Genomic DNA, 3,061 nt, shown 5'->3' on the forward strand with positions numbered 1-3,061 from the left:
CGCGCGCTTTTTCTTCTGGAGCCGAGTCGATCTTGTCGAACTCAACGACGGCCGAACCGAAAACTTCGGAGCAGACGCGAGTCAGAGCTGCGGTCAGAGTGGTCTTACCGTGGTCAACGTGGCCGATAGTGCCGACGTTAACGTGGGGAAGGGAACGATCAAACTTTTCCTTAGCCATCGATACAATCCTCCGCAGAAGAAATAGCATTACGCTGATAAAACAAAGGCAGATATTTTCATATCTGCCTTGTTTATATGGAGCTCTTGAGCGGACTTGAACCGCTGACCTCACCCTTACCAAGGGTGTGCTCTACCAACTGAGCTACAAGAGCGAAACACTATGCGCAAAATCCAGCAAACTTGGAGCGGGTAGCGGGAATCGAACCCGCATCATCAGCTTGGAAGGCTGAGGTTCTACCACTAAACTATACCCGCGGAGCTTGCGGCTCTCGCTAAAACTGGTGGAGGGAGAAGGATTCGAACCTTCGAAGCTCTCGCAACGGATTTACAGTCCGTCCCCTTTGACCGCTCGGGAATCCCTCCAGATGTGGCCGGCATTCTATGTGTCTGCCGTCCTAGTGTCAAGCGTTTTTTCCAATTTTTTTAATCAAATCTGAAACTTAGCTGCTTTGACACTCGCTTCCAGTTCTGCCACCTAAGTGGTGTTCCCTGTGAAGCGGGCGCCATTCTATCAAGCTATTCACCAGTTGCAATACCCTGGCAGAAAATAATTTTACGTTTTAAGTCTTTGAAATCATTAGAAAGTGCATCAAGCACGGTTTGGTCCAGCAAACGCTCGCTTTCCGGCGACACCTTGAGCCACAAACCATCAGCACCAGGCAATTGACCAGACACGGGAGCTGCATTGATATCCAGGCTCACCAACCGTTGACGCAGCGCCTCGAGCTGCTCGCGAGCCGAAACGCCGCCCACCACCAGGCACTCGTCGCGGCGCTGCCCTGCAGCAGTTGCGCCTGTTTCCTTAAGCAGACGAATTTCTTGCTGGCTGCCCTTGTACAAAGACAGCGGGGCGACGTCCTTGGCCCTGAGAGGAGCCTGCTGCTGGTTCCACACGTAATAGAAGGCATTGAGCACCAACAACAGCAAAAACAACCAACGCATAAACACCTCAGTCCAGCGGACAGGCCATTGCCAGGCCAACGAACACCAAGTCGGGGACCACCCTGGCCTGTGGCGCCGCCTCTCGTACCAGCGGTGCATCTCCACCTGTCAGGAACACTGAGAAATCATCACCCCATAAGGCACGCGCCTGCTCCAGCTGGGTGCGAGCAAATCCTTGCAGCATCAATACACACCCACGCTCTACCGCCTCTACAGTGGACCGGCCCGGTGAGAGACTACTCAAGGCACGTTCGGCCGATGCATCGTCATAACGGATACGGCGGGTGTGTGTACGCAGCTGGCTACGCATCAATGGCATACCAGGACAAATGTAGCCACCGAGGTGCTCTCCTGACGCAGAGACGAAGTCAGCCTTTGCCGCTGTCCCCAAGTCAATGACCAGACATGCACCTTTGGCAAGGTGAAAGGCGCCAAGCACTGCCAGCCAGCGATCCATGCCCAGGCGCTGGTAATCCTCATACCCGTTGTGCACTCCTGCCATTGCAGGGGCAGGCTCGGCAACTCGGGCAAGCACGGCAAACGCCTTGTCGATCAGCGCACATAGCGCCGAAGTTTCATCTTCGCTGCGCACACTGACGATTCGGCAACCGGTAAGCCGCAAGGAAGCCAGCGCCCTGACGTCATCGATCAGTGCCTGGTCGGAATCTACAATGCCGCCGCCTACGATGGTGGCGTCGGCAGCGTGAATGACACGCCACTTGATGAAGCTGTTTCCGCAATCGAGCTCAAGAATCATCACGCAACCTCAAACTGAGCTCACCACCACTGAAGCTCTTTTCCACACCATCGACGTCCAGACGCAATCCGCCCTGCCCATCCACACCCAAAACAACACCATCGATCTGGCTATTACCTGCAATCAGGGACACGTTACACCCCTGCCAGAGATGCGCCTGCTCCCACTCTTCCTGAAACGCCGCAAAACCGTAGCGCCGGTGCCTGGTCAATTCATGCTGCAGTTGCTGGTTGAGCGTGGCCACCAAGCGATTACGGTCGATCGTCGTACCTATTTCACGCCGCATCGATGTCCACTGCTGGTCGACCTGCTCGTTGACTTGCATATTCACATTGATGCCTATTCCGAGCACCACATGGCAAACGTCCGCAGGATCACCCACGAGCTCGAGAAGGATCCCCGTTATCTTCTGCCCGGCGACCAACACGTCATTGGGCCACTTCAAGCCCACGTCCTTGACTCCAAAACCTTGTAAGGTGCGCATCACCGCCAACCCTACAACCAAGCTGAGCCCCTCTAGCTGACGCACCCCGCCATCGACGCGCAACACCAGGCTGTAATAGAGGTTTTCCGCGAAGGGGCTCACCCACATACGCCCGCGGCGACCACGCCCAGCACTTTGACGCTCAGCCAGAACCAGGAATGGAGTGGATTGCCCCTTACTAGCAAGGCGCAGACCTTCAGCGTTGGTCGAGTCTATGGTGTCGTGGATGAAAACGGGCCAGGCCTCACCTTCGCTAAGCTCATTGATAAGCTGCGCATCAAGCAAGCTCAGGGGCGCAGCCAACTGGTAGCCACGCCCACGAACCTTATGAATGGTAAGGTTCAGCTCGGATTCCAGGTGTTGCAGCTGCTTCCAAACGGCGCTGCGACTCACCCCGAGGGCTGCCCCCAAGGCTTCTCCGGAATGGAATCGGCCATCCTTGAGGAGATTCAACAACTTCAGCATGCCAGTCTCGACTTGGAATAAGGCTGGCATGATAGCTATGGGTTGGAGGCTTGCATAGGCAAAGGGCGGCCGGTATCTGCCCGAAGCAGCACGGATTAGCACCAGAAAAGACAAAACCCCTACCTGCATACGCAGATAGGGGTTTTGCGAAATGAATCTTGACGATGACCTACTCTCACATGGGGAAACCCCACACTACCATCGGCGATGCATCGTTTCACTACTGAGTTCGG

4 protein-coding genes and 3 tRNA genes are annotated in these 3,061 nt (G+C 55.4%); all 7 read right to left on the bottom strand.

The annotated features are described in order from the left end of the window. Positions 1 to 178 (bottom strand): GTP-binding protein (locus J5M56_RS23460; protein ID WP_236223339.1); only part of this gene is annotated, 178 nt, incomplete at its 3' end. Positions 179 to 256: 78 nt separating this feature from the next. Beyond that, positions 257 to 332, bottom strand: a tRNA-Thr gene (locus J5M56_RS23465). A gap of 29 nt (positions 333 to 361) precedes the next feature. Further along, positions 362 to 435: transfer RNA gene (locus tag J5M56_RS23470), tRNA-Gly, on the bottom strand. Positions 436 to 459: 24 nt separating this feature from the next. Then, positions 460 to 543 (bottom strand) — tRNA-Tyr (locus J5M56_RS23475). A 153-nt stretch (positions 544 to 696) separates the two neighbouring features. Further along, positions 697 to 1,122, bottom strand: a complete 426-nt coding sequence (locus tag J5M56_RS23480) for a hypothetical protein (protein ID WP_186479026.1) — start codon at positions 1,120 to 1,122, stop codon at positions 697 to 699. Positions 1,123 to 1,129: 7 nt separating this feature from the next. Beyond that, positions 1,130 to 1,879, bottom strand: coding sequence for a pantothenate kinase (locus tag J5M56_RS23485; protein ID WP_186479025.1), 750 nt, complete (start codon positions 1,877 to 1,879; stop codon positions 1,130 to 1,132). Continuing rightward, the gene (gene birA / locus J5M56_RS23490; RefSeq protein ID WP_207937883.1) at positions 1,869 to 2,828 is read right to left on the bottom strand and encodes a bifunctional biotin--[acetyl-CoA-carboxylase] ligase/biotin operon repressor BirA; all 960 of its coding nucleotides are present in this window, start codon (positions 2,826 to 2,828) and stop codon (positions 1,869 to 1,871) included. Before birA ends, J5M56_RS23485 begins: the two co-directional genes overlap by 11 nt. Positions 2,829 to 3,061 lie beyond the last annotated feature (233 nt).

The organism is Pseudomonas sp. 51_B, assembly GCF_017491595.1.
Lineage (GTDB): Bacteria > Pseudomonadota > Gammaproteobacteria > Pseudomonadales > Pseudomonadaceae > Aquipseudomonas > Aquipseudomonas promysalinigenes.

Coding starts and splice junctions, on each gene's coding strand:
- J5M56_RS23480 (WP_186479026.1), bottom strand. CDS start 1,122: ATGCGTTGGTTGTTTTTGCTGTTGTTGGTGCTCAATGCCTTCTATTAC.
- J5M56_RS23485 (WP_186479025.1), bottom strand. CDS start 1,879: ATGATTCTTGAGCTCGATTGCGGAAACAGCTTCATCAAGTGGCGTGTC.
- birA (WP_207937883.1), bottom strand. CDS start 2,828: ATGCTGAAGTTGTTGAATCTCCTCAAGGATGGCCGATTCCATTCCGGA.